This is a genomic window from Clostridium sp. CM037 (assembly GCF_055081095.1).
This window is the reverse complement of the sequence record NZ_CM143650.1, coordinates 323,671-350,000: the sequence shown is the minus strand read 5'-3', so window position 1 is coordinate 350,000 and position 26,330 is coordinate 323,671. Positions and strand designations below refer to the sequence as shown.

Below are 26,330 nucleotides of genomic sequence, written 5' to 3'. Positions count from 1 at the left end.
GCGTCAGTTACAGTCCAGTAAGTCGCCTTCGCCACTGGTGTTCTTCCTAATCTCTACGCATTTCACCGCTACACTAGGAATTCCACTTACCTCTCCTGCACTCTAGACACCCAGTTTCAAATGCAGCACCCAAGTTAAGCTCGGGTATTTCACATCTGACTTAAATGTCCGCCTACGCATCCTTTACGCCCAGTAAATCCGGACAACGCTTGCCACCTACGTATTACCGCGGCTGCTGGCACGTAGTTAGCCGTGGCTTCCTCCTCTGGTACCGTCATTATCGTCCCAGAAGACAGAACTTTACAACCCGAAGGCCTTCATCATTCACGCGGCGTTGCTGCGTCAGGGTTTCCCCCATTGCGCAATATTCCCCACTGCTGCCTCCCGTAGGAGTCTGGACCGTGTCTCAGTTCCAATGTGGCCGATCACCCTCTCAGGTCGGCTACGCATCGTCGCCTTGGTGAGCCGTTACCTCACCAACTAGCTAATGCGCCGCGGGTCCATCTCAAAGTGGAATTTTCCGAAGAAAAATCCTTTGATGTTTCGATCATGCGACCAAAACATATTATGCGGTATTAATCTCCCTTTCGGGAGGCTATTCCCCTCTTTGAGGCAGGTTACCCACGTGTTACTCACCCGTCCGCCGCTAATCCACCCCGAAGGGTTTCATCGCTCGACTTGCATGTGTTAGGCACGCCGCCAGCGTTCGTCCTGAGCCAGGATCAAACTCTCAATTTAAAAGTTTACACTTTTTTAGTTGAAATGATTAATCTGCGACAACTGTTAAGTTGTTACGCAAGCTCATTACATACTTTTTAGTCTTACGACTAAATTTTACTTTATACTAAAGTAATTAACTGGTTTAACGAAATATTATTTCGCTATCTTTACCTATTTCTCTGTTTAATTTTCAAAGACCAACTTGCTTTGTCATCATTTGATGACTTTTACTATTATAATTCTTTTTTTCATCATTGTCAACTACTTTAAAAAATATTTGATAATGAATTTTTCTTTCATCACTGTGCACTTAAAGTTAATTTATAACTGTATGTTCCAGCGACAATTAATATAATATCATATGTATAACTAACCATTTGTTCATAATCATCTATTATATCAATTTGTTTCCATATATATGCTTATTTATACCATATAATCCGTTTTACTCATAATGATACGCTTGGAACATTTGTTACGCATTTAGCACCTATAGACTATAAAATAAAAACCCCGGTAAAAACAATCTTTTTTACCAAAGCTCCTATTTAATGAACATGAAAATGTCTTTTATTATAATGTCATTACTATTTCCTTATATTTATTACCTCTTACTTCAAAATTTTGAAACATATCAAAACTTGCACATGCCGGTGACAACGTCACTATATCACCAGGTTTAGCAACTACTTTAGCTGTAAAAATTGCTTCATTAAAATTTTCAGCAAGTATAATCTGCAAAGTTGTTTCATTTTCTTTAGACATACGCTCAAAAACTTCTTTTATTTTATATTTAGTGTCACCCACTAATATTAGTGTTTTAATATTTGTGTAGCCTTCTTCTGCTAAAGGTTCAAACGGTATTTTTTTATCATATCCTCCTGCAATTAATATAACAGGCTTTTCAAAAGCTTTGAGACTTGCTATAGTTCTAGTTGGAGTAGATGCTATTGAATCATTGTAATATTTAACTCCATCTACTTCCCTCACGAATTCACCCCTATGAGGTACCCCCATAAAAGTGGTAGCCACTTCTCTCATGCTCGCAACTGTTGCTTCATCTTGAGTTGCACAAAAGGCAGTTAATAGGTTTTGCACATTATGCATCCCTTTTAGCTTTATTTCCTCAAGATTACATACTACCTTGTTCATAATGAATAATTTATCATTTTGAAAATATGCACCATCTTCTAGTTTCTCGCATACACTAAAATACTTAACTTTTCCCTTAACCTCTTTTCTTAATTCATAAGTTAACGCGTTATCCTTATTTAATACAATCAGATCACCGTCACGTTGATATATAAACACATTCTTCTTTGCATTTATATATTCCTCCATATCCTTATGAATATCTAGATGATTCACACTCAGATTTGTTACTATTGCTACATCTGTAGAAACCGTCATAGTCATAAGCTGAAAGCTCGACAATTCCAATACTACTTTATCCTCTTTGGTTATTTCTTCAATATTTGCGAACAGTGGTGTTCCAATATTGCCTCCAACCCAAGTTTTATATCCTTCTTTTTTTAATATATTATATATTATTGTAGTTGTAGTTGTTTTTCCATCACTACCAGTTACGCCGTAAGTTTTAGCCGGGCAATATTTTATGAACTCCTCCATTTCGGAAGTTATATATGTTCCTTCTTTTTTTGCTTTCAAAAGAGCAGGGTTATCTACTCTCATAGATGGTGTTTTAAAAATAACATCAAACCCCGTTAGATCATCTAAGTAATCTTCCCCTAATACCAGCTTCACGCCCTCTTCTTCAAAATCTATTGCTACCTTTCCCAGTAAACTATAAGTTTTTTTATCAAAAGCTGTAACAACTGCCTTAAGCTTCACTAGAAAATGTATTAAAGGAATATTGCTAACTCCTATACCTACAACTCCAACTTTTTTTCCTTTTATAAATTCCTTAAATTCATTGAAATCCTTTTTCATATAACCCTCCATGTAATCTCCATATACTTTATATTATATTATTTATTTTACAAATTTATTTTACAATTTTTTAGATTTATTCTATAAAAAAACAACGCATAGTATAACCACAGCCTACTCGAGCCTCATTATATACTATACGCCATTCTCTAAACCAAACTAACTATTCCAATTTAAAATTGTAGTTTTTCTTCTATAAACTTTTCTAAATCATCTATACTTACTCTTATTTGACCCATTGTATCTCTATCTCTAATTGTTACAGTATTATCTTCTAACGTATCAAAATCTACAGTTATGCAGTATGGGGTTCCTATTTCGTCTTCTCTTCTATACCTTTTCCCTATACTTCCGGTTTCATCATAGTCTACGTTAAATTTTTTACCTAGCATAGCAAAAACTTCGAGCGATTTCTCTGATAATTTTTTACTTAAAGGTAGAATAGCCGCCTTAAATGGTGCAAGTGCCGGATGTAAATGAAGCACTGTTCTTACGTCTCCACCTTCAAGTTCTTCTTCATCATATGCATTAACTAAGAATGCAAGAACAACTCTATCTGCACCCAAAGAAGGTTCTATACAATATGGTACATATTTTTCATTAGTAATAGGATCTAGATAACTTAAATCATTCCCTGAATGTTCCATATGTTTCTTTAAGTCATAATCAGTTCTATCAGCAACACCCCATAATTCTCCCCATCCAAAAGGGAACAAGAATTCTATGTCACAAGTAGCATTACTATAGAAAGATAATTCCTCTTCTCCATGGTCTCTAAATCTTAAATTATTCTTTTCCATTCCCAAATTATATAAGAAATTAGCACAATACTCTTTCCAATATGCAAACCATTCTAAATCTGTACCTGGTTTACAGAAAAATTCCAATTCCATTTGCTCAAATTCCCTAGTTCTAAAAATAAAATTCCCTGGTGTTATTTCATTTCTGAAAGCCTTTCCTACTTGGCCTATTCCAAATGGAACTTTTTTTCTTGAAGCTCTTTGAACATTTTTAAAGTTTACAAAGATACCCTGAGCCGTTTCTGGTCTTAAATATATTTCTGATTTTCCATCTTCTGTTATCCCCTGCGAAGTCTTAAACATTAAATTAAATTTTCTAATATCAGTAAAGTCTTTCTTTCCACATTTAGGACATACTATTTCATTTTTTGCTATATATTCTTTTAACTCTTCATTTGACCATCCATCAGCAGTAGCTACTTCTACTCCCTGATTTGTCATATGGTCTTCCACTAACTTATCCGCTCTAAATCTAGCTTTGCAATCTTTGCAATCCATTAGTGGATCTGAAAATCCTCCAACGTGACCCGTCGCAACCCATACTTCCGGATTCATAAGTATAGCGCAGTCTACGCCTACATTATATGGACTTTCTTGAACAAATTTTTTCCACCAGGCTTTTTTAACATTGTTTTTAAATTCAACTCCCAGGGGACCATAATCCCACGAATTAGCGAGCCCTCCATATATATCAGATCCCGGGAATACGAACCCTCTGTTTTTGCATAACGCAACTATTTTATCCATACTTTTTTCAACTGTCATATTAATCCCTCCTATTTTTTTATAATCTAATGATATCTCGTTTTATATACTTCTCAATGGTCATTACAAATATATTAATATTATATCTTGTATTCTTTCCTGTTTGCCCCAAATATAACCAATTCAATTCATCGCACCAGCATAAAGGCATGCTGTTTTATTTTACGTACAAAAAAAAGACTATACCCCAAGGGACGAAAATTATTTCCGCGGTTCCACCCTTATTGGCACATGCCCTACTTTAAGTTCTATACACTCAAAAGTTCCTTTCACAATAATACTTTGATTGTTTACACCAGCCACAACCTCTCTTATGAAGTACTACTACTACTCTTCTTTATCACAGTGAATTATTTTATTATACATTAGATTTTTCATAATATTGAGTTCCAAAAATAAAAAATGGCTCCGCGAAAAGGATTTGAACCTTCAACCTATCGGTTAACAGCCGAGTGCTCCACCGTTGAGCTATCGCGGATTATTATTGCTTACAACAACATTATAACATATACCATTAAAAATTCAATAGTTTTTTCTTTTTTATTTAAATTTCATGATTTTAAGTACTGATGATTACGCTAAAAAAATAAAAAGGATGTTTTAGATTAACTAAAATATCCCTTTCATTTTTTTAAATTACTGAATTGGTTTCATTGTAGGGAATAGGATAACATCTCTTATTGAATAAGAGTCCGTTAAGAACATTACCATTCTATCAATTCCTATACCCAGGCCTCCTGTTGGTGGCATTCCTGTTTCTAATGCGCTCATAAATTCTTCATCTATTAAATAAGCCTCATCATCACCCAGTTCTCTTTCCTTTGCTTGTTGCATAAATCTCTCTCTTTGAACTACTGGATCATTTAACTCTGAGTATGCATTACACACTTCTCTTCCAAACACAAAGCCTTCAAATCTCTCTGTAAACTCTTCATTCCCTCTCTTCTTCTTTGTAAGAGGTGATATTTCTACAGGGTAATCACATAAGAATGTTGGTTGAATTAGTTTTTCTTCCACATATACTTCAAATAATTCATTTAATATATCTGCTTTTGAGCAATTTTCTAATTCTTTTTTAAATTGTAAATGCTTTTCTTTAGCTATAACCCTAGCTTCTTCATTAGTAGTTATTTTATCAAAGTCCACACCTGAATATTCTCTTACTGCATCTACCATAGTAATTCTTCTCCATGGTGGTGTAAAATCTATTTCAGTTCCTTGATAATTTACTTTCATAGTTCCATGAACCTTTTCACAAACGTAAGCTATCATATTTTCCGTAATTTCCATCATATCATTATAATCTGCATAAGCTTCATATAATTCTATCATTGTAAACTCTGGATTATGTCTTATATCTGTTCCTTCGTTTCTAAAGTTTTTACCCATGTCATATACCTTTTCAAAACCAGCAACAATAAGTCTTTTTAAATATAACTCTGTTGCAATTCTAAGATACATCTCAATATCAAGCGCATTATGATGAGTACTAAATGGTCTTGCTGCGGCTCCTCCTGCTACTGTGGATAAAATCGGAGTTTCAACTTCTAAAAATCCTTTGTTATCTAAGTATTCTCGGATATATTTAATTATTGATATTCTCTTCATAAACGTATCTCTTACTTGTGGGTTCATTATTATATCTACTTCTCTTTGCCTAAATCTTAAATCAGGATCTTTTAATCCGTGCCATTTTTCTGGAAGTGGTTTTAGAGCCTTCGCTATAAGCTGAAAATCTACTATATGTAGTGATATCTCACCAGTTTTTGTAACAAAAGGTGTACCAGTTATGCTTACAAAATCTCCTATGTCAAAACTTTTATATTCTTTTAATTTTTCTTCGCCTACATCATCTATTTTTATGTATAGTTGTATTTTACCATATCTATCATGAATATCAGAAAAACCAGCCTTACCATGAACTCTTTTAGACATAAGTCTACCTGCTACAATAACCTGAGCGCCTTCTAATTTCTCAAAATTTTCTTTAACTTCTTGTGATGTATGAGTTCTTTCAACTTTGTACACATCGAATGGATCTTTGCCTTCTTCTTTTAAGGCAGATAATTTTCGTCGTCTTATGGTTACCTGTTCATTATATTTAGATTCAAGTTCATGCAAGTTTTTCTCTTCGCTTTTTTCTTCATTATTTTTTTCGTTTGACATTAATATCCCTCCTGTTTTCCCCAGGTCAGAAAATAATTACTAATCATTTATTCTGCCATATTTCTTCTATGTATATATTTCTTTAGGGCACCTACCAATTATAAATTGTTAAGTACCCCTATGTTCTATAAAAATCAAATAATTTTTAAACAATTACCCACGTCGCACTTCCAATACTTCATACCTACCAACACCATCTGGAACTGTAACTTCTATAATTGCTCCTGATTTCTTACCAACGAGTGCACATCCAACTGGCGACTCATTCGATATTTTATTTATCATTGGATCTGCTTCTGCTGAACCCACTATATAAAACTCAACTTCTTCATCAAACTCATAATCCTTAACCTTAACTATAGATCCTATACTTACTACATCTATTTCAATATCGTTTTCATCTATAACACTTGCATTTCTAAGCATATTTTCCAATTGTATTATTCTACCTTCAACAAATGCTTGTTCATTTTTAGCTTCATCGTACTCTGAGTTTTCGGTTAAGTCCCCATACCCAAGTGCTACCTTTATTTTTTCAGTAATATCTTTTCTCTTGACAGTCTTAAGAAATTCTAATTCTCCCTCTAATTTCGTAATTCCCTCATAGGTCATTACATATTGTTTTGGTACGCTCATTTATTTCTCCCCTTTTTAATTTTTATTAAATAAATTAGTAAACATCCATAAAATTCACTATAAACTAACAATACCCTAGCATATTACACCCCAACTACAATACTGTTTTACTCGGAATATAGTAATTTCATATAATTTATATAATATAAGACTATTAGTTCAAATTGATAAATTATCGGTTCTAAGATTTATTCTTAGAATAACAATACATGTAACCATTTAGCCATTATAAATCAGAGCGTTACTATTGTCAATATGTTACGAACAAAATAGTCTAATATATTACATTATTGTTGAATTTTATTTCTTTAAGATAGATACCATTATACTTAAGAGCTTTTTCAATGTCACTTTCTTGCATTTGACATAATATCGATCCTAAAAGTTCGATAGAAAAATCTCCTTTAAAAGTTTTCCAAGGCACATTATAACTTACATCATTTACAGCTATAATATTTTTTGACGTGCTTATACTATTATCTAAGAACCAGACTAATTTCCCATCACCGAATTCATAATCTTTAGATGAAACAATAAAATCGGCTATTTTAATAGCATATAGTTCATCATCTGTAACAATAGGCGATACACCAAAATTAGCGATAATATAATCTGCAAGCTTTCTAGCTTTTACCAAATCATGCGATAAAAATACAATATACTTGCAATGCTTTGCTAATTCCACAATAATATTATAGTTTATTATTTCTACAGCATCATATATAACAATGCAGCAATTTTTCAAACTTTTGTTTCTCATTCTAATCATAAGTCGCATGCTTTTTATAACACTAAAAGCTAAGAATCGCTTTTGAAATTCATTAAAATAATTATAATCCATAGGCCTCAGTGTTTTTGGCGATAATTGCACTTCACTACATTTACATATTTTTTTAGCATAAGTTAAATTGTTTAAATATGCTTTTCTATTAAAATTAGGTGGCATCCTTACACTCGTAACTTTAATATCTAATTCTTTAATGTATTCATTACTTATTACTTTCATCTTTAGTTTATCTTTAATTTTACTTAAAAATCCAAATTCATTATATAAATTATCTATATTTGAAGTTATACATAAAATTGGCTTCATACATCTGCACCTTATACATTAATGTACTATTATCTTATTCAGTGTTAATTATATAAATTCCCGTTTTAATTTTAAATTACTTCTATGGTCTTCAAATAATTCTTATAAACCAAAAGTACCTGCTTTACCTCATCATAAGTATTTTTAGTATTAATTTCATTCTTAATTTCAGCACAGTTGTTAAGCCCTTTGATATACCAGGCTGTATGTTTCCTCATTTCTCTAACAGCCTTAATTTCTTCATAATATTTTACAGCTAAATTTAAATGCCTTATACACATATCTATTTTTTCTTCAGGAGTAGGGTATATAACTTTTTCTCCGTTTATTGCCTGCTTAATCTCTCTAAAAATCCATGGGTTACCCCTAGACCCTCTTGCAATCATTATAGCATCACAATTAGTCATTTCCTTTATTTTGACAGCATCCTCTACGGAAAATATGTCCCCATTACCTATTACTGGTACTTTAACATTTTCTTTTACAGCCCTTATAATATCCCAATCAGCCTTGCCTTCATACATTTGTTCGCGAGTCCTGCCATGCACTGCAATAGCATCTATCCCTGCATCCTCCATATATTTAGCAAATTCTATAGCATTAACATTATTTGAATCAAATCCCTTTCTAAACTTCACTGTCACAGGCTTTGTTGAAACCTTTTTCATTTCTTTTATTATTTGCGCCGCTAGTTTAGGATTTTTCATCAAAGCTGATCCCTCTCCATTTTTCACTATTTTATGAACAGGACACCCCATATTTACATCAACCATACATATATCGCTTCTTGCGTTGAAAATTTCACAGGAACTAGCCATAATCTTAGGATCATTACCAAATATCTGAACGGCTACAGGTTTCTCTTGACCCGAAATTCGCATAAGTGATTCTGTATTGTCACTTCCATAATATAACCCTTTAGCACTTACCATTTCAGTATATAGTAGACCACACCCTAATTCTTTGCACAACCCTCTAAAAGCAATATCTGTAATTCCTGCCATAGGGGCTAAAAAAACATCGTTTTCAAAGTTAATATTTGATATTTTCATTAAATCACCTATTCCCTATTCTTCTCATAAATCATTCTAAGGCCTTCTAAGGTTAAATTCGGATGAAACTCATCAATAGCAGAAGACTCTTTGGTTATTAGTTTTGAAAGTCCACCTGTAGCTACTACAAAAGGCTCTTCTTCTCCCATACTAAGCATTTCACTTTTCATTTTATTAACAATATAATCTACTTGACCAATATATCCATATATTATTCCAGACTGCATGCTTTCAACAGTATTTTTACATATAACTGTTTCTGGTTTTACAAGCTCCACCCGAGGTAGCTTTGCCGCTCTCTCAAATAGTGCTTCAGAAGCTATTTTAATACCAGGACATATAGTTCCACCTAAGTAATTAGCCTCTTTGCTTATAGCACAGAAGGTTGTAGCTGTACCAAAATCTATTAGTATTAATGATCTTTTATAAATTTCATGAGCTGAAACAGCATTAACAATTCTATCCGCACCTACTTCTTTAGGATTATCATATTTTACATTTATTCCAGTCTTAATCCCCGGTCCTACTACCATTGGTTTCAAATCGAAATATTTTCTTATCATATGTTCTAGTGAATACATACTATTGGGAACAACCGAGGAAATTATTACGCCTTTAATATGTTCTGTTTTTATATTTCTCTGATTAAATAATTGCATTGCTTGAATTCCGTACTCGTCAGCAGTTTTTTTTGCATCAGTAGATATTCTCCACTCTACAATTAACTCCTTTTCCTTAAAAACGCCTAAAACAGTATTAGTATTTCCAACATCTAAAACTAAAATCACTTTATACACCACCTATATAATTTAAAACAACTTGCAAGTCGTTTTATATTTTTGCCATTATAAAAACACAAAAATAATATATCCAATATTATAAAATATTAATTTCAACCGTTCCTAATTTAACAATCTAATTTTAACAATTTGAACATATTTGTCAAGTTAAATCTTTATAAGAAGTTTTGTTTAATTAAATAAACTCCTGGGTCGCTGCAATATTAACGGTTACGGTGAAAGTTACATCTATAACGCTAATTCTATATATTATACCACAATTCTCATCAAATGTTGGTATATAATTACAGTAAGTTTCTTGGTAAATCGCAATAATATAAACTATCTGTTAGAATGGCCTCTCTTTACTGGTTACATGATATAAAAAAGACATACAGCTAACTCACTGTATGTCTTTTACCAAGTTAAATCTTTGTTAAATCAATCTCACCTGAATCTGTTTTAGCCATTATAGCCTCAAAATCCACGCCTTCGAGTTTTTCTTTTAACAACAGTTCTTGAGCCACTGCATGAAGTTTACTTGCATTTTCAGCAAGAATTTTTTCAGCTTTTCCATAAGCTTCATCGATAAGCATCTTAACTTCTGAATCTATTTTATTAGCTATTTCTTCACTAAAGTTTCTACTTTTGCCTAAATCTCTTCCAAGGAATACTTCATTATGATCATTACCAAAAGATATTGGTCCGAGTTCATCACTCATACCATATTCCATAACCATCTTTCTTGCAATAGCCGATGCTCTATCAATATCATTCTTAGCACCTGTGCTAATATCTTTTAATACTAATTTTTCAGCAACTCTACCGCCTAATAACCCGACCATTTCATCTTTAAGTTTTAGTTTTGAAGTATAAGCAGTATCCTCTTCAGGTAGATGCATTGTGTACCCACCTGCCATTCCTCTTGGTATAATACTTATTTGATGAATCGGATCAGACAATGGAGAATATTTCATTACTACAGCATGCCCTGCTTCATGATATGCTGTTAATTTTCTATCTTTTTCACTGATAACTTTACTCTTCTTTTCCGGTCCAGCAATAACCCTAGTTACCGCTTCATCAAGCTCTTTCATTTCTATAACTGTTTTTTTATTTCTAACTGTAAGCAGTGCAGCTTCGTTCATTAAATTCTCAAGGTCTGCACCAGTGAACCCAGGTGTCCTTTTAGCTAATACATCAAGTTTTACTTCTTCTGCTAAATGTTTACCTTTGGAATGTACCTTTAGAATTTCTTCTCTTCCTTTAACATCAGGCGCACCCACTAATATATGTCTATCAAATCTGCCTGGTCTCAAAAGAGCAGGATCAAGTATGTCTGGTCTATTTGTTGCGGCTATCATAATTATGCCTTCATTTACACCAAATCCATCCATCTCAACTAATAGCTGATTTAGGGTTTGCTCTCTTTCATCATGACCACCGCCAACGCCAGCTCCTCTTTGTCTACCTACTGCATCAATTTCATCAATAAATATTATACAAGGAGCACTTTTTTTCGCTTGTTCAAATAAATCTCTTACTCTTGAAGCTCCAACACCTACAAACATCTCTACAAATTCCGAACCTGATATACTATAAAATGGAACTCCTGCTTCTCCTGATACTGCTCTCGCAAGTAAAGTCTTACCTGTACCCGGTGGTCCTATAAGAAGAATACCTTTAGGAATTCTTGCACCTGCTTCTAGGTATCTTTTAGGTTGTTTTAAGAAATCCACAACTTCTGCAAGTTCTTCCTTTTCTTCATCTTCACCAGCTACATCATCAAATGTAACTTTCTTCTTATCTGGCGTTGCTATTTTGGCTCTACTTTTACCAAAATTCATTACACCTCTATTACCTCCACCGCCGCCACCTTGCGATTGCTGCATATACATAAACCAAAAGGCCACTAACATTAAAATTATAAGGAGTGTTGGCAAGACATTTAACCACATTGGCATACTAGCTGGCTTTAAGTATGTTTCTGTAACGCTTGCATTTGGGTTTTGGTCCATAACTTGAAGCAATCTCGTCAATGGGACTATAGTTTCATATCGTGTTCCGTTCTTTAGTTCTCCTGATACTGTTTTATCTTCTTTTACCTGAACAGTTTTAATATCTTTTTTAATCCAATATTCTTGGAATTTATTAACGCTGATTTGGCTAACATCTTTGCTACTATCAAGTACGGTTAGTGCTGCATAAATCACAAGTACAAACACTACGATCCAGATTGATGCACTAGAAATTTTCTTCATTAGAAACCCCCCTTTCTTTTTATTCACTTTAAAATTTTATCACATTAAAAAGCAGTTGACAATAATATATATATTATTTTATACACATTTACTTATAAATTTCTTCTTTAAGTATTCCTATAAATGGTAAATTTCTATATTTCTCTGCATAGTCCAGGCCAAATCCTACAAGGAAGTAATCTGGTACATCGTAACCTAAATATTTAACATCTATATTGGCCGTTCTTCTTTCTGGTTTATTCAGTAAGCATATAATTTCTAAACTATTAGGTTTCCTTGCAGATAGTAACTTCATTAGATATTTAAGTGTAACTCCAGAATCTATAATATCCTCTACTATTAATACATCCTTTCCCTCAATTTCAAAGTCTAAATCCTTTAAGATCTTTACAACCCCTGAAGTTTTAGTGGAATTCCCATAGCTTGTAACTGCCATAAAATCCATTTTACATGGTATTGTAATTTGCTTTACTAAATCTGACATAAATATGACTGATCCTTTTAAAATACCAATTAGTATAAGCTCTTTGCCTAAATAATCCTTACTTATTCTTGCGCCCATTTGCCTAATTTTATCTCTTAATTGATCTTCGCTGTATACTACCTCTTTAATATCATTGTTCATTCTTATTCCTCTCTTCCAATTCTAATCTGCAATATATTTTTAGTATCCTTTGTAACCTTGAATTTTTCGCTAACCCTATATCCAACTACCCAACCTATATTATCCCCAAAACATATTAACGGTATTGCATTTCTTTGGGCTTTAGGTATTTTCAAATCTATAAACAAATCCTTAATCTTTTTACTACCCTTCATACCTAGTGGAATGAATCTATCCCCATCTTTTCTATACCTAAATATTATTGGTTTCTTAATTTTATCATAGTCAAAATACTTAATACAATCATTTTCTTTAAATTCTGTAAATTGTAGCTTAGGATTAACATCAATTTTTACTACTTTATTTAAAGAATGAATAAAGTTTTCCTGATTTATATTTAGAGAGTACTGATTGTTATTAGCTTCAGTAGCTTTTACATAAATATATATATGTATATTCCCATAACAGTTTTCAACTATTATATTCTGAGGTAGCATTATACTTTTACCTGTTCCATGTCTTTGAAGTTCTATAATACTATATATATGAACTTTTTCAAAATTATATAAATTATGATTCACCGCAAGCAAAGCACTCCTAATAATCCTACTTAAAATCGCTTCATGCTCCGCAAAAGCTGCCTTATTTATTATAACCCTTTGCTGACCTATCTCACAATGCTTTTTATACTCTTTTTCAGAAATATTTTCCAAATACTCATTGTCTTTTTTTACAATAGTTGATAATCGATTTAATGTTTTAATTATATCTTTGTTAAAATTTTCTTCCATATATGGAATCAATTCTAATCTTACCTTATTTCTCGCATAAATATTTTCTAAATTCGATTTATCTATTCTTGGATTGATATTATTACTTAAACAATATTTCTCTATTTTTTTTCTACTAAGACGAAGTATGGGTCTTACATATATTTTGTCGCGGACAGGTCTTATTCCTACTATACCCTCGATACCCGTTCCTCTCATTATCCTCATTAAAATAGTTTCAGCTTGATCATTAGCATTATGTGCCAAAGCGACTTTATTAGCATTTAATTTAACCATAAGTTTCTCGAAATATCCATATCTGGCTTCTCGTCCTGCCATTTCACAAGATAAATTCTTTTCCTTTGAAATTCTATGTACATCCACTTTTTCACTATAAAAATCTATATTCAAACTCTCACAAATTTCTTTTGCATATTCCTGATCTTTATCAGACTCATCTCCTCTAAGACAATGGTTTAGATGTGCACCAATAAGTGTAATCCCAAGTTCTTCCTTAAAGTTGTTTAAAATATAGAGCAAACACGTGGAGTCAGGTCCACCAGAAAATGCAACTATAACCTTATCTCCCTTATCAAACATTGAATTCTCTTTTATAAAGTCCATAACTGTTTCTGACAAAATTTTCACTTCCCAAATTTATTTTTAAAATGTTTTCTGTTTTTTGGAGGTTTATATTTTTTTAATACCATATCACTATATCATATTACTATATCATTTAGTAATATATATTTTCCATTTTTTTAGACATCCCTTTAAATCATCTCCTGGGTCGCTGCGATATTAATGACTTCAGAAGGAGATTTAAACTCCCACTGAAGTTTTCTATTTGTTAGGGCGTGTAACTCCCACTTATAGAAATGAGAGACTTCCCTTCTGAAATGTCGTTAAAAATGGGAAAAATGAAGAATATAAAAGAGGTTCTTACCCCCATAAATACTTTCTCCATTTTTTAATTTCTTTTATTATATATTCCCTATTTTTTTCTCAATCTACAGGGCATTAAGATTTTTTCTTTTATAAAATACATTTAGTATAGACTATATATCTTTGAAACAAGAACTGTCATATCATCTTTTACTCTATTGCCACTTAATTTTTTTGCTTCTGAGAGCAACCCTTCAGCTAAATCCTTGGGATTGTTGCAATTATTTTTACCTAGATAATCAACTACCCAATCTACCCTCCCTACATTTTCATCATTGTAATCTAATACCCCATCACTAAGCATAACCATAATATCTCCATTTTTTAATTCCATTTGCTGTATATCTATATCTGCTTTATCTAAAACACCAATAGGAAGAGATTTTGATTTTATAATTTCTAAACTTTCACCCGATTTCAGAAAAGTTGCAACTGCCCCCACTTTTAAGAAATCAATTTCCCCAGTGTATAAGTCTATGCTGCTTAAATCTATAGTTGAAAATTTTTCTTCTTCGGAAAATCTCAATGTCATTATTGAATTCACAGTGTTAATAGCCGTAATTTTACTAAAACCTGCTGATGTAAACTTTTCTATTAATTCAACCGCAGCCTCGCTCTCTCTACCCGCTTGAGGTCCTGATCCCATGCCATCACTAATAATTGACATATAACTTCCATCAGGAAGCTTACCAAAGCTATAGCTATCTCCATTGGACCTTTCACCATCTTTACACTGCCTAGCCACATTAGACACCACATGAAACTTAGGTGTTTCTTCAATAGTTACCTTACATATATTAGTCTTCGGATTTATATTACACCCCTCATCACTAACACACATGCACTTGCCTGTGACCCCATTTATAATAGGCAATAAATCCTTTACACACATTTGCCTTCCGCTGCAAGCGTTAAGTGACAATTTAATACTCAATCGTCCAAGCTTATCATTCAAACACATAAGATCATTGTGCTTAACTCTATTTTTATCTAAGGCTCTACATATAAGTTTTTCCATAGAAGTATTTATTTGAATTTCAGAATTAAAATCTTCAACAATTTCTCCTACAGAACCCGCCATATTACTAATCTGATTTGCTAAAAGCTCTCTGCCTTCACTAAGTCTCGTTCTCCACATTTCATTTATAATGTGCTTATTAACAATATCTTCTGTATTTTTAAGTATGGCGGTTCTCTTTATACATTTTCTTTCAATTTCTTCCGGTACGCTATTATTCTTCCTCTCAAAATTTTGAATTAATTCTTCAAATGCTGCATATGTATAATGTAATTCCCTTTTCCAACACATAGACTTCATATTACAATTACTACACACCCTGTCTGCAAGATTTTCAACCAACGCGCTGCTTTTACCTTTCATCGCCAATTTTTCATTATCCACTAAATTATTTAATATATCTGACATATTAGAAAGTACATCTGAAAAATTATTTAGCCTTCCTACAAATGTATCTTTAATTTTATTTATATACCCCTGTTCTACATTTTGCTTTTTTTTATCGGAATTAAATTCTGTGGATAATTCGCTATAAACTTTTTGTGGTATTAGCAAAAATATTACAGCAGCTACAAAAGCTTCAAATATCATAAAATCAGATCCCGTAATACAATATATTTTTATTATTGAAAAGGCTACTAAATAAGATGTTGCACTTAAAATCTTTCCAGTTTCTTTAAAAACACCCGTTATTAAGCCACAAACACCATACATTCCTATAAACACAATCATATTTTCAGAAGACATTCCTACAATAATACCCATGGAAATCCCTGATGCAGCACCAGCTCCACTTCCGTTAATGTAAGCTATTATTATAACAAATGCCAGGCCTAAAATATTCGTAATTGATATGGCAAATATACTTAGTCCCCAAGTACCTGCTATAATTAAAGAGCTTATAATTGACATACTTATTATTTCTTCATTCGAAAATATATGTTTTGTTTTAATCTCCTTAAAGCATAAAAGACTATAGTCCAGAATAAAATATAATGGGAAGATACATAAAACTAGAAAAAATGAATTTAAAAAAGCCATTAACCCACTTACCCGGGTTATGAAGAAATTATAGGTAAACAACTCAAATATAATAATAGCAAACATGCTAGCTAAAACTTTAGTTTTTGATTTTATTTTGTTGAAAACATGACTCAAAAAAGCAATTGTAACTATTACTATTAAATATGATGGTATATTCTTTGCACTACCATTTAAAGTAATATAGCCTAAAAATGTACCACTGGCTGTAATTATTGAAATTCTATGATTATTTACAAATATTGTAGCTATTAAGAAAGCTATTCCAAATGGGGCAGTGTTATTAAGAAGCAGGACCCTACTTATTAATAAGCTTATCGCAAAATAAACAATTCCTGTAATAATTAAATTAGTATTTAATGCATTTTTCTTTTTTACTTCATCTTTTATCTTTCTAAGTCTTTCATATGGAAATATATCAATCCCGTATTGCATATTAAAAATCACCCACCCTTTAATCATTAGGACTCCATTATAGCAACGTCCCTTGGAAATAAATGTCATAAGATGGGGTGCTCGTATGTTTTTTATGAGACAATAATTTGTATATTTTTTACATTTCATTTTTACAATTCCCTATAATATAAAAAAACCTACCATATTAATATAGTAGGTTTTAAAATATTAAATGAAGCTTGTCACTTCATGGCATTGTATATTCGAGAAATTTATACTTATATGTTTTTGCACATTATAGCTTATGTTTTATAGTTTTCCAGAAAATAAAAAATAACTCACAATATAAATTGTGAGTTATGGTAGCGGAAATAGGACTTGAACCTACGACCCTTCGGGTATGAACCGAATGCTCTAGCCAGCTGAGCTATTCCGCCATAGTTGGTTGCGGGAGTAGGACTTGAACCTACGACCTTCGGGTTATGAGCCCGACGAGCTACCAACTGCTCCATCCCGCGATATTTGGTGCTGAAGACCGGAATCGAACCGGTACGGTGTTTAACCACCGCAGGATTTTAAGTCCTGTGCGTCTGCCAGTTCCGCCACTCCAGCTTATTTACTTACTTGCAGTATACTTGTTATGAAGTTTTATTTTACTTACGTTCTAAATAATCTAAAACTTATTGGTTGCGGGAGTAGGACTTGAACCTACGACCTTTGGGTTATGAGCCCAACGAGCTACCAACTGCTCCATCCCGCGATATTTGGTGCTGAAGACCGGAATCGAACCGGTACGGTGTTTAACCACCGCAGGATTTTAAGTCCTGTGCGTCTGCCAGTTCCGCCACTCCAGCTTATTTACTTGCAGTATACTTGCTTTTAACTTACCTGTTATGAAATCTTATTTAACTTACGTATTAAGTAATTTAAAACTTATTGGTTGCGGGAGTAGGACTTGAACCTACGACCTTTGGGTTATGAGCCCAACGAGCTACCAACTGCTCCATCCCGCGATATTGTATTTAAGAATAAATTTGAATTAATACGGCATTAACTCTTCATAATTTCATATCCTACGCATTTTTTAGTTTTTTTACTTTAACTTGTTTGCTTTTAGCTAATTATATTTAGAATCTTATTTAGCTGAAATAATGAGTGATTTAAAACTCATTGGTTGCGTGAGTAGGACTTGAACCTACGACCTTCGGGTTATGAGCCCGACGAGCTACCAACTGCTCCATCCCGCGATATTAATGCTAAAGACTAAACTTTAATTGATATAATATTTAACTATCACATTATTTTAAGTTCTATATGTCTATTTATTTTTTCATACCAGCTTACTATTACTGTTAAATAAGTTTCTTAAAATCATTTTTAATGTTATACTAATTCGCTACATATGTCAATAGTTTTTTATAAAAAACATATTATGTTTTTAAACTCATCATATGCCAAAGTGGTAGCGGAAATAGGACTTGAACCTACGACCCTTCGGGTATGAACCGAATGCTCTAGCCAGCTGAGCTATTCCGCCATAGTTGGTTGCGGGAGTAGGACTTGAACCTACGACCTTCGGGTTATGAGCCCGACGAGCTACCAACTGCTCCATCCCGCGATATTTGGTGCTGAAGACCGGAATCGAACCGGTACGGTGTTTAACCACCGCAGGATTTTAAGTCCTGTGCGTCTGCCAGTTCCGCCACTCCAGCATACTTACTTGCAGTATACTTACTTGTAGCGTTAGAAAACGCTACCTCTTGGCAACATGTTTTATTATATATGATGTATAAACCGTTGTCAATAACTTTTTTTTGTTAAAATAGGAACTAAATACTTAGTTCCTACAGATTTACTAATAGCTTGAAGTTTTTTTACTGTAACCTCTTCCTTTTCCTTCTTGATGTTTTTTAACATCTTGAAATCTTTCTTCACTATCTTTTAGAAATTTAGTCATTATATCTTCAAATCCACTTGCATTTGCTTTGCTTTTTTCCTTTTCCCAATCTATTTCCATAGGTTTAATAGATTTTTTAGGCGCTCCAGCTTGTTTTATTGATAAACTTATTTTCCCATTATCATCTACAGAGATTACTTTAACTTTTACTATATCATTTTCTTTTAGATGATCATTAACATTTTTAACGAATGTATCTGAAACCTCAGATATATGCACTAATCCTGTCTTACCCTCCACTTCTACAAACGCACCAAAATTGGTGATATTTACTACTTTACCTTCTACAATACTTCCAGCCATTAAGGTCATATTAAAAATACTCCTCCTTAAAAATTATGTTTTTATTTTATATATTAATTTAATAATAAGCGTAACAATAATTATAGCATTTAGTTTTTATTATCCATAACAGGAGTTTCACCTTCTTTAACAAGACCTAATATTTCTCTTGCTAATTTTTCTATATATTTGTCAGTTTTAGATAACTCTACTTCATCCTGTAATACTTTTTTTTGTTCTTTTTTCTTTTGTAATTCAACATTATACTTTTGCAGTTCTTTCTTTTGTCTGCTCATAATTGATTGTTGCTGAATTAAAAGATAACATACATACATCATAGCAAAAACTAATACGGCACTTTTAATACTAAATTTTTTTTTCATATCCGATACCCTTTTCCTTTCAATGGAATGAGTATTGTTTACGCTTCATAAACCTATTCTAATTTGTATTCCACATTTCTTCAAGCTATTTCTTCATAATTTATCTTTTTTTTTTATTTTGAGCTTATAAACTAACAAATTTGCTGGGTATAAAATAGCATTCCTTACAACCCTAAATACTTTCCCATTGAATATTATTAATTTATATTGTACCCTTATAAATACTCCACTTAATAGTTTCAAATATAAGTATACTCCTAATATTAAACATACATACACATAAAAGTTTATGTACCCTTTATTAGTATACATCAAAAATATAAAAACCACTATAGAAGTTAATGTCCAAAATAACAAATCCTGTATTATAGTCAGCACCTTGTTAGGATTTTCAAATCCCCTTATCAATCTATATATATCAAAAAATACTCCAGTTATTATTCCTGCTAGCAAACTGAAAATTATAAGATTAACTTGGCCTATCAACGAAATTATCATAATTCTTCTACCTAAACAATCTTGATATTATGCTATCTTTTTTTTCTTTACTTTTGTCGCTAGTATACACAAAAGAATCCACTTGCCCAGTTATTATAACATCCCCATTTTGAACATCCAACTTGTTCATCTTTAATTCTTGTCCTTTTACTATCATTGTTCCAACATCTGTATTCAATAATATTTGGCTTTCATTAAAATTTATAACCTCTACAACTCCGTTAACAGTTAATTTTTTTCTGTTTTCAAGCATTAAACTGCTTTTCTTATCTTCTATTTTTATTTCTTTCTTCACTTCCATAATATCCCCCTTATTAGTTTTGCTCTAAAAAATTGGGAATTAAGAAGCTAATCTTATTCTCAATTCTTAATTAATGACATACAATTGTATTCCTATAAAATATATATGCTTATTAAGCTTAATTAAGAATTGTATTTAGCAACATTTATTCTTTGTCTTCTCTTCCTGAAATTATTTCATACATTTCTTTTGCACTCTCTTTTGTCACATGCTCTGCAATATTTATAATTTTAGCTTTTAAAATTTGATTCGCAAATTTAATTTCTATAATATCACTCTCGCCTACTACAGTTCCTGCTTTTGCCACTTTATCATTTATAGAAACTCTGCCATTCTCACAAGCTTCTTTTGCAATGGTTCTTCTCTTTATAATTCTTGACACTTTTAAATATTTATCTAATCTCATTTATACTTCCCCTTTTTAATGTTCTTTACCCATTCAATAATTCAACTAAAGTTTTTAAAATAAAAAACCTAGATATACATCCAGGTTTTTCACATCATAATAATATTATTTGTTAACTATATCTTTAAATTCTTTACCAGCTTTAAATACTGGAACTGTTGATGCTGCAATTTGAATTTCTTCCTTTGTTCTTGGGTTTCTACCCATTCTAGCTGCTCTTGCTCTTGTTTCAAAAGTTCCGAATCCAACCAATTGGACTTTTTCACCTTTTTCTAATGTTTCTTCAATGCTTTCTATAATACCTTTTAGAGCTGCTTCTGCATCTTTTTTTGATAAACTTGATTTTTCTGATATGCTTGTTATTAATTCTGATTTATTCACTTTTGTTGCCTCCTTGTTATTGAGTACATTACTTAGTAGTGATTATACTATTAAATAGCATATTCTTCACTGATTTTGAAATTCCTTCTTTTAGCCTAATTTTTATTTACAAATAAATTTATCGTCTTTTAGATTCGTTCCATAATTCGTCCATTTCAGTAAGTGTCATGTTCTTTAAATCTAAATACTTATTCCTTGCACTTTCTTCTATGTACGCAAAGCGATTGATAAATTTATCTATAGTATAATTTACTGCAAATTCAGGGTCTATGTCAAGTAGTCTAGCAACATTTACAGTAGAAAACACCAAATCTCCCACTTCTTCTACTATTTTTACCCTATTATTACCTTTATATACATCTCTTACTTCCTGTAATTCTTCTAGAACCTTTCCCATAGCAAGTTCAATGCAGTCAGAGTCAAAACCTACTTTTGCTGCTTTTTGCTGAACCTTGTCTGCCCTCATTAACCCTGGCAGGTTTTTCGGAACATGCTTTAGCGTATCCGTATAACTCTTAAACCCTCTTTCTTCAATCTTAATATTTTCCCAACTTTCTAAAATCTCTTTACAATTTTTACCTTCACGAACTTTAAAAATATGAGGATGCCTGTTTATCATCTTATTTGTGATGCCGCAAATAACATCATTTATATTAAAATATCCCTCTTCTTTTCCTATTTGTGCATGAAATACAACCTGTAGTAATACATCACCTAGTTCCTCAATAATATTATCTTCATCATTGTCTTCTATGGCTTCTATAACCTCATAACATTCTTCAATAAGATATGTTTTCAAAGATTCATGAGTTTGCTGTCTATCCCATGCACATCCATTTTCAGCCCTCAATGTGTCCATAACTTGAATTAAATCGTGAAAATCTTTTGTAGCCTCTAATTCTTTTGGTATATAAATTGAGGTAAGATAGTCTATATCCTTTTGTCTATCTAATTCATATAAGTTAATTTTCCTTATACTTTCTAACCCTTTTATACCTGCAGCTCTAACAAAACAAATCTCCATATCATCTTTGTAATACTCAAGCAAAGCAAGTTTTACGTCCGAAGCTATAGAAACGTTATAAACTTGGGTTATTAAAAGTCCTACCCTTTTATCTAAAACTTGATTTTTTATATCAAAGGCATCTATTATTTTTAGTCCTTCAATAGGATCTAGTTTTAAGCTTTGAATCACTGCATCTATAAAGCTAACCGCGGGAAGAATTTCTATATCTATTTTGTTTTTTTCACAAAGCTTTATTAAAAGTTTAACAGAAGTTTCTGCCACAAGCGGGTGACCTGGAACTCCATATACGATATCTCCATACATTTCGTGTTTCTTAATAAGATCTTCTGCAATATCCCTATACACATCATCAAAACTATTATATTCTTCATATCTATCATCATAGGTTTCAAATTTTATACATATCGATTTTAGGTAATCCACAGTAGGGTGCCTTTCTGTTCTTAAATAAATCTTTTTACCACCTTTAAGAATTTCAAGTGTTCCTACAGTTAGTGATTCTACTGACCCAGGACCCAATCCCACTATTTTAATCATTAGCTTCCACTCCTTTATTTTTGCTTTAAAACTTTCTTTTTAATTTCCTCATATTCAAATATTCTAAGCAAAAAAACAAATATTAAATAAACAATAACGCCTATTAATATGGATATTAAACAAGATAATCCACTGCTCCTTGTATAATTATAGACATTAGCGTTACTAAATACAACTGCAACTATCATTATAATAGCAGCAATAGCTGGTTTTACAAAAGAGTCTACACGGTTGATTTTTATATTTAAATTTCTCTTTAGATCGTGCATATTTAATAAACAACTTGTAACATATCCTAAAATGGTTCCTATAACTGCCCCATAGATATTTACAAATGGAAGCGAAACTAATACGTACGTTATAATAACCTTTACGATGCACCCTAATGCCAAATTGTATACAGGCTTCATATAATTGCCTATGCCTTGAAGTATCGCAGTGCTGGTTTGCGTTAGAATTACAAAAGGTATGCATATTGATATATATTGTAGTATTTCATATCCGGCCGCATCTTTCATAAAAACCAAATTCATTATAGGATAAGCCATAAAAAACATCCCTAAAGAAGACGGCAGCGAGATAACATTAGATAATTTCACCGCCATATCTACTCTTTTAATAAGTTCCCCGCTTCTTCCTAAATAAAACGCTTCAGCAATTATAGGCACTAGAGATGTGCACAGAGCCATTGAAAGAGCCAAAGGTACATTCATCAATGTAAACACCTTCCCAGTCAGCTGACCATACATTACAGCAGATTGTGTTTGCGAAAATCCAGCTTTTAGAAGTTGCTGCGGTACTAACATAGAATCTATCAATGCCATAACCGTCCCAACTGCAGCACCCAAAGATATTGGTAATGCAGCCTTGCTTAAATCAGCTAAAATATGCTTGTGCTTTGTTTTTTTCCTTACTGACTGCCCTTTTTTCATTTTAGTGTAAGTTAAAAACAAGTATATACTTCCCATAATTGCACCAACAAGGGTTCCAAGGGCCGCTCCTGCAGCCGCATATTCAATTCCCTTTGGAAACAATAAATATGCAAATAAAACTCCAGCGACAACTCTTCCAAACTGTTCTACTATTTGCGAAACAGCAGTGGGTCTAACATTTTGTAGCCCTTGAAAGAAGCCTTTAAAAGTACACATAACGGAAACAAAAATTGGAGCTATAGCAATTACCAAAAAAGAGTAATATGATTTAGGATCCCATTTAAGCATTGATATAATAGGCCTTGCAAACATTAACATAAGCGCAGTAGCTGCTCCGCCTAATATAATCATTAAAACAAGTGTTTGTCTTAAGACTTGGTGCGCTCCCTCCTGATCATTTTTAGCGGTCATCTCCGCAATAATCTTAGACATAGCAATGGGCACACCTGAAGCTACTGCTACAAACATCATATACAATGGATAAGACATCTGGTAGTATCCCATCCCCTCATCTTTTATAAGTGCTTGTATTGGAATTCTAAAAAACAACCCTAAAAATCTAGCAAATATTCCTGCCATCCCAAGTATAATAGTCCCCTTTATCAATGAATGTTTCTTCATAATAACCTCCTTATATTCCCGTGGTGTATGTAAGAATTACATTCTCTAATTATGAATATTTGATTTAAGGGCTTATTATTACTAATACTTCAAAAAACAAAAGTATATATTACTGCAAATATGTTTCACTTCGCTGAGTAATATATACTTTTAGGTTTATTGTTCCATTTGTTTTCCTAGAAAAGAGGCTGCAGTTTCAGCTAGCTTTAACTCTAAGTTTCCAAATTTAGCTTCTAGCTCTGTAGATATTATTATTACTGCTCCAATTGCGTCCCCTTCTGCTATTATAGGCGCAATTACTTGAGCATGGTATTTATTTTCCATTTCATCATCATACAGTGATATAACTTTTTCTGAACCTTCACCTAATACAGCAGCCTTTCTATTTTCCATTACTTTTTCTAATTCATTGCTAATTTTTTTATCTACATACTCTTTTTTAGGACAACCACTTACAGATATTATGTTGTCTTTATCGCATATAATTATTATGTTTCCTATATTTTGTTGTAATGAATCAGCATATTCTCTAGAAAATTCACTTAATTCACCTATAGGTGAATATTTCTTTAAAATAACTCCACCTTCTCTATCAGTAAATATTTCTAGTGGGTCTCCTTCTCGTATTCTCAGTGTTCTTCTTATTTCTTTAGGTATAACAACCCTTCCCAAATCATCTATACGTCTTACTATTCCGGTTGCTTTCATTTAAATAATTCCCTCCTTATATAAAGTTTTATATAATATACTAGCTTTATTATTATCTTTCTAAACTTGAATTTTTATGCACATTTGCAAATGTTTAAATAAAAATAAAGAATACCTCCATATTAAAGGTATTCTTTATACATTAAATCGTCTCCTGCGGAGCTGCAATATTAACGACTTCAGAAGTAGATTTATACTCCCACTTATAGAAGTGGGGGGCTTTCCTTCTGAAATGTCATTAAAATGCTATAGATTTTTCGGATATTGCTTTATATTCGCTTCTTTTTTCCATTTTGTCATAGCCTCTGTCCATGCACTTTCTTTTCCCTGTGTTATAAGCGTTTTTTCTACTTCTGCCTTAACAGCTGTAAATTTCTTTACAGGGTATTCTTTTTTTTCTATAGTCTTTATTATATGCCATCCATATTGAGTTTTAACAGGTGCTGAGATTTTACCTTTTGGCAAAGCAATAGCTGCTGCCATAAAGGTTTTATCCATTTGAGCATCATTATACTCTACATCTCCTAAATCTCCACCATTGTCCTTAGTTCCATCTGTACCTTTTTCTTTTGCGACTTTCGCAAAATCTTCACCAGCGTCTAAACGTTTCTTAATGGCTATAGCTTCCGGTTCTGTTGCTACTAAAATATGAGCTGCATGAATTGTATTCGGTTTTTCTGTAAACTGGTTTGGATTAGCATCGTAATATGCTTTTTCCTGTGCCTCAGTAACTTTAACATTTTTTGTAACTTCAGTGAATAGTGCATCTTGAATAATACTTGGCTTTATCCTTGCTTTTAGAGATTCTTCTGTAAGGCTTGTTTGTGCTAAAGCCTCTTTATATTTCGCATCTGTTCCTAAACTTTTCTTAATTTCTGCTAATTGCTTATTTGTTTCTTCATTTAATTTAGCTTCGGTAGGCATTAATTTTAACTCTTTCGCCTTATAATCCACAATTTTTTCAGTAATCATACCTTCTACTACTTGCTGTTTTTGCTTTGTTAATTCTGCCATAGCCTCAGCATTAGCTTTATAATTTGCTCCATACTGCGTTTCAAATTGTTTAATAACACCTACTAATTGTTCGTCAACCTGTCCTTTAGTTATTTTAGCATCGAAAGCCTTCGCAACTACACTTTTAGCAATGCCCTTAGGTGTTTTTTCAATCATATTACAACCATTTAATGATGTAGCTAATATAGTTATTAAAGCCGCGCCAATTATTTTTTTTACGTTTTTCATTATATTTCCCCCATTCTATATGTAATATCGCCGTGTAAAGCTCTGTTACGATACCCATT

21 protein-coding genes, 11 tRNA genes, 1 rRNA gene and 1 other annotated feature (1 of these 34 running past the window's edge) are annotated in these 26,330 nt (G+C 32.4%); all 33 genes read right to left on the bottom strand.

Features of this window, described 5'->3' with window-relative positions; translation table 11 throughout:
• Positions 1–738: ribosomal RNA gene (locus tag ACWJKP_RS01830) — 16S ribosomal RNA — on the bottom strand (it extends 780 nt beyond the left edge of the window).
• A 555-nt stretch (positions 739–1,293) separates the two neighbouring features.
• Positions 1,294–2,670, bottom strand: coding sequence for a UDP-N-acetylmuramoyl-L-alanine--D-glutamate ligase (gene murD / locus ACWJKP_RS01825; RefSeq protein ID WP_462961386.1), 1,377 nt, complete (start codon positions 2,668–2,670; stop codon positions 1,294–1,296).
• A 173-nt stretch (positions 2,671–2,843) separates the two neighbouring features.
• The gene (locus ACWJKP_RS01820; protein WP_165412317.1) at positions 2,844–4,235 is read right to left on the bottom strand and encodes a glycine--tRNA ligase; all 1,392 of its coding nucleotides are present in this window, start codon (positions 4,233–4,235) and stop codon (positions 2,844–2,846) included.
• A gap of 187 nt (positions 4,236–4,422) precedes the next feature.
• Positions 4,423–4,588: a binding site (T-box leader), on the bottom strand.
• 50 nt (positions 4,589–4,638) lie between these two features.
• A tRNA-Asn gene (locus ACWJKP_RS01815) sits at positions 4,639–4,713 on the bottom strand.
• A gap of 158 nt (positions 4,714–4,871) precedes the next feature.
• Positions 4,872–6,401 (bottom strand): lysine--tRNA ligase, encoded by a 1,530-nt coding sequence (gene lysS, locus ACWJKP_RS01810; protein WP_165412318.1) that lies wholly within the window; start codon positions 6,399–6,401, stop codon positions 4,872–4,874.
• Between the two features lie 153 nt (positions 6,402–6,554).
• Positions 6,555–7,037, bottom strand: coding sequence for a transcription elongation factor GreA (gene greA / locus ACWJKP_RS01805; RefSeq protein ID WP_165412319.1), 483 nt, complete (start codon positions 7,035–7,037; stop codon positions 6,555–6,557).
• A 274-nt stretch (positions 7,038–7,311) separates the two neighbouring features.
• Complete coding sequence (locus ACWJKP_RS01800; protein WP_165412320.1) at positions 7,312–8,130, bottom strand: Rossmann-fold NAD(P)-binding domain-containing protein; 819 nt, start codon at positions 8,128–8,130, stop codon at positions 7,312–7,314.
• A 71-nt stretch (positions 8,131–8,201) separates the two neighbouring features.
• Positions 8,202–9,182 carry a tRNA dihydrouridine synthase DusB gene (dusB, locus tag ACWJKP_RS01795; protein ID WP_165412321.1) on the bottom strand — a complete coding sequence of 327 codons (981 nt, stop codon included), beginning with the start codon at positions 9,180–9,182 and terminating at the stop codon, positions 8,202–8,204.
• A gap of 8 nt (positions 9,183–9,190) precedes the next feature.
• Positions 9,191–9,970: a type III pantothenate kinase gene (locus tag ACWJKP_RS01790; RefSeq protein WP_165412322.1), complete on the bottom strand. Its 780-nt coding sequence runs from the start codon at positions 9,968–9,970 to the stop codon at positions 9,191–9,193.
• Positions 9,971–10,386: 416 nt separating this feature from the next.
• The gene (gene ftsH / locus ACWJKP_RS01785; protein WP_165412323.1) at positions 10,387–12,222 is read right to left on the bottom strand and encodes an ATP-dependent zinc metalloprotease FtsH; all 1,836 of its coding nucleotides are present in this window, start codon (positions 12,220–12,222) and stop codon (positions 10,387–10,389) included.
• 88 nt (positions 12,223–12,310) lie between these two features.
• A complete protein-coding gene (gene hpt / locus ACWJKP_RS01780; RefSeq protein WP_165412324.1) occupies positions 12,311–12,847 on the bottom strand; it encodes a hypoxanthine phosphoribosyltransferase in 537 nt (178 codons plus the stop codon).
• A gap of 2 nt (positions 12,848–12,849) precedes the next feature.
• Positions 12,850–14,244, bottom strand: coding sequence for a tRNA lysidine(34) synthetase TilS (gene tilS / locus ACWJKP_RS01775; RefSeq protein ID WP_318038340.1), 1,395 nt, complete (start codon positions 14,242–14,244; stop codon positions 12,850–12,852).
• Positions 14,245–14,644: 400 nt separating this feature from the next.
• Entirely contained in the window at positions 14,645–17,035 is a 2,391-nt protein-coding gene (spoIIE, locus tag ACWJKP_RS01770) for a stage II sporulation protein E (protein ID WP_165412406.1), read from the bottom strand.
• A 321-nt stretch (positions 17,036–17,356) separates the two neighbouring features.
• Positions 17,357–17,433, bottom strand: a tRNA-Met gene (locus tag ACWJKP_RS01765).
• A gap of 5 nt (positions 17,434–17,438) precedes the next feature.
• Positions 17,439–17,514, bottom strand: a tRNA-Met gene (locus ACWJKP_RS01760).
• A 5-nt stretch (positions 17,515–17,519) separates the two neighbouring features.
• Positions 17,520–17,608, bottom strand: a tRNA-Leu gene (locus ACWJKP_RS01755).
• A 72-nt stretch (positions 17,609–17,680) separates the two neighbouring features.
• Positions 17,681–17,756: transfer RNA gene (locus ACWJKP_RS01750), tRNA-Met, on the bottom strand.
• Between the two features lie 5 nt (positions 17,757–17,761).
• Positions 17,762–17,850 (bottom strand) — tRNA-Leu (locus ACWJKP_RS01745).
• An 83-nt stretch (positions 17,851–17,933) separates the two neighbouring features.
• Positions 17,934–18,009, bottom strand: a tRNA-Met gene (locus ACWJKP_RS01740).
• 158 nt (positions 18,010–18,167) lie between these two features.
• Positions 18,168–18,243: transfer RNA gene (locus ACWJKP_RS01735), tRNA-Met, on the bottom strand.
• Positions 18,244–18,456: 213 nt separating this feature from the next.
• A tRNA-Met gene (locus ACWJKP_RS01730) sits at positions 18,457–18,533 on the bottom strand.
• Between the two features lie 5 nt (positions 18,534–18,538).
• A tRNA-Met gene (locus ACWJKP_RS01725) sits at positions 18,539–18,614 on the bottom strand.
• 5 nt (positions 18,615–18,619) lie between these two features.
• Positions 18,620–18,708 (bottom strand) — tRNA-Leu (locus ACWJKP_RS01720).
• 143 nt (positions 18,709–18,851) lie between these two features.
• The gene (locus ACWJKP_RS01715; RefSeq protein ID WP_165412325.1) at positions 18,852–19,265 is read right to left on the bottom strand and encodes a S1 domain-containing RNA-binding protein; all 414 of its coding nucleotides are present in this window, start codon (positions 19,263–19,265) and stop codon (positions 18,852–18,854) included.
• 80 nt (positions 19,266–19,345) lie between these two features.
• Positions 19,346–19,618: an FtsB family cell division protein gene (locus ACWJKP_RS01710; RefSeq protein WP_165412326.1), complete on the bottom strand. Its 273-nt coding sequence runs from the start codon at positions 19,616–19,618 to the stop codon at positions 19,346–19,348.
• A 93-nt stretch (positions 19,619–19,711) separates the two neighbouring features.
• Positions 19,712–20,116 (bottom strand): spore cortex biosynthesis protein YabQ, encoded by a 405-nt coding sequence (gene yabQ / locus ACWJKP_RS01705; protein ID WP_165412327.1) that lies wholly within the window; start codon positions 20,114–20,116, stop codon positions 19,712–19,714.
• 7 nt (positions 20,117–20,123) lie between these two features.
• Positions 20,124–20,417, bottom strand: a complete 294-nt coding sequence (gene yabP, locus ACWJKP_RS01700) for a sporulation protein YabP (RefSeq protein ID WP_165412328.1) — start codon at positions 20,415–20,417, stop codon at positions 20,124–20,126.
• 145 nt (positions 20,418–20,562) lie between these two features.
• Entirely contained in the window at positions 20,563–20,823 is a 261-nt protein-coding gene (locus ACWJKP_RS01695; protein WP_165412329.1) for an RNA-binding S4 domain-containing protein, read from the bottom strand.
• A gap of 105 nt (positions 20,824–20,928) precedes the next feature.
• Positions 20,929–21,204: an HU family DNA-binding protein gene (locus ACWJKP_RS01690; protein ID WP_165412330.1), complete on the bottom strand. Its 276-nt coding sequence runs from the start codon at positions 21,202–21,204 to the stop codon at positions 20,929–20,931.
• A 118-nt stretch (positions 21,205–21,322) separates the two neighbouring features.
• Positions 21,323–22,768 carry a bifunctional methyltransferase/pyrophosphohydrolase YabN gene (gene yabN, locus ACWJKP_RS01685; RefSeq protein WP_165412331.1) on the bottom strand — a complete coding sequence of 482 codons (1,446 nt, stop codon included), beginning with the start codon at positions 22,766–22,768 and terminating at the stop codon, positions 21,323–21,325.
• Positions 22,769–22,782: 14 nt separating this feature from the next.
• On the bottom strand, positions 22,783–24,321 hold the full coding sequence (locus ACWJKP_RS01680; protein WP_224579089.1) for a putative polysaccharide biosynthesis protein: 1,539 nt from the start codon (positions 24,319–24,321) through the stop codon (positions 22,783–22,785).
• 156 nt (positions 24,322–24,477) lie between these two features.
• Entirely contained in the window at positions 24,478–25,029 is a 552-nt protein-coding gene (spoVT, locus tag ACWJKP_RS01675; protein ID WP_165412333.1) for a stage V sporulation protein T, read from the bottom strand.
• Between the two features lie 246 nt (positions 25,030–25,275).
• A complete protein-coding gene (locus ACWJKP_RS01670; protein WP_165412334.1) occupies positions 25,276–26,271 on the bottom strand; it encodes a peptidylprolyl isomerase in 996 nt (331 codons plus the stop codon).
• Positions 26,272–26,330 lie beyond the last annotated feature (59 nt).

Coding starts and splice junctions, on each gene's coding strand:
- ACWJKP_RS01680 (WP_224579089.1), bottom strand. CDS start 24,321: ATGAAGAAACATTCATTGATAAAGGGGACTATTATACTTGGGATGGCA.
- ACWJKP_RS01715 (WP_165412325.1), bottom strand. CDS start 19,265: ATGACCTTAATGGCTGGAAGTATTGTAGAAGGTAAAGTAGTAAATATC.
- yabN (WP_165412331.1), bottom strand. CDS start 22,768: ATGATTAAAATAGTGGGATTGGGTCCTGGGTCAGTAGAATCACTAACT.
- hpt (WP_165412324.1), bottom strand. CDS start 12,847: ATGAACAATGATATTAAAGAGGTAGTATACAGCGAAGATCAATTAAGA.
- ftsH (WP_165412323.1), bottom strand. CDS start 12,222: ATGAAGAAAATTTCTAGTGCATCAATCTGGATCGTAGTGTTTGTACTT.
- murD (WP_462961386.1), bottom strand. CDS start 2,670: ATGAAAAAGGATTTCAATGAATTTAAGGAATTTATAAAAGGAAAAAAA.
- ACWJKP_RS01710 (WP_165412326.1), bottom strand. CDS start 19,618: ATGAAAAAAAAATTTAGTATTAAAAGTGCCGTATTAGTTTTTGCTATG.
- ACWJKP_RS01800 (WP_165412320.1), bottom strand. CDS start 8,130: ATGAAGCCAATTTTATGTATAACTTCAAATATAGATAATTTATATAAT.
- spoIIE (WP_165412406.1), bottom strand. CDS start 17,035: ATGCAATACGGGATTGATATATTTCCATATGAAAGACTTAGAAAGATA.
- spoVT (WP_165412333.1), bottom strand. CDS start 25,029: ATGAAAGCAACCGGAATAGTAAGACGTATAGATGATTTGGGAAGGGTT.
- lysS (WP_165412318.1), bottom strand. CDS start 6,401: ATGTCAAACGAAAAAAATAATGAAGAAAAAAGCGAAGAGAAAAACTTG.
- yabP (WP_165412328.1), bottom strand. CDS start 20,417: ATGGAAGTGAAGAAAGAAATAAAAATAGAAGATAAGAAAAGCAGTTTA.
- dusB (WP_165412321.1), bottom strand. CDS start 9,182: ATGAAAATATCAAATATTAACTTTGAAAACGATGTTTTTTTAGCCCCT.
- yabQ (WP_165412327.1), bottom strand. CDS start 20,116: ATGATAATTTCGTTGATAGGCCAAGTTAATCTTATAATTTTCAGTTTG.
- ACWJKP_RS01820 (WP_165412317.1), bottom strand. CDS start 4,235: ATGACAGTTGAAAAAAGTATGGATAAAATAGTTGCGTTATGCAAAAAC.
- ACWJKP_RS01670 (WP_165412334.1), bottom strand. CDS start 26,271: ATGAAAAACGTAAAAAAAATAATTGGCGCGGCTTTAATAACTATATTA.
- ACWJKP_RS01695 (WP_165412329.1), bottom strand. CDS start 20,823: ATGAGATTAGATAAATATTTAAAAGTGTCAAGAATTATAAAGAGAAGA.
- greA (WP_165412319.1), bottom strand. CDS start 7,037: ATGAGCGTACCAAAACAATATGTAATGACCTATGAGGGAATTACGAAA.